This is a genomic window from Monashia sp. HAY1-5C, from assembly GCF_056755255.1.
In genome coordinates, this window is record NZ_JBPGXG010000535.1 from 1 (window position 1) to 253 (window position 253).

The following is a 253-nucleotide window of genomic DNA, read 5'->3' on the forward strand; positions in this document are numbered from 1 at the left end:
ACACTCTCTCTGTCGTCGGCAGCGTCAGATGTGTATAAGAGACAGGCAGAAGGAGGCGTTCATCCTCGGCACCCCGTGCACCACCGCCTGGGCACCCTTCAGTGCCGACACCATGCCGGGGTAGTCGAGGGGCTCTATCACCTGGACCTGTCTCTTATACACATCTCCGAGCCCACGAGACGGAGCTACATCTGGGGTGGCGTGTTTTGCTTTGAAGGGGGGGGGGGGGGGGGGGGGGGGGGGGGGGGGGGGG

General features: G+C 64.8%; 1 protein-coding gene. It reads right to left on the reverse strand.

Annotation, left to right across the window (positions count from 1 at the left end):
- Positions 1-24: 24 nt before the first annotated feature.
- On the reverse strand, positions 25-162 hold the full coding sequence (locus ACR9ZK_RS22685) for a hypothetical protein (RefSeq protein WP_481344182.1): 138 nt from the start codon (positions 160-162) through the stop codon (positions 25-27).
- Between the last annotated feature and the right edge of the window lie 91 nt (positions 163-253).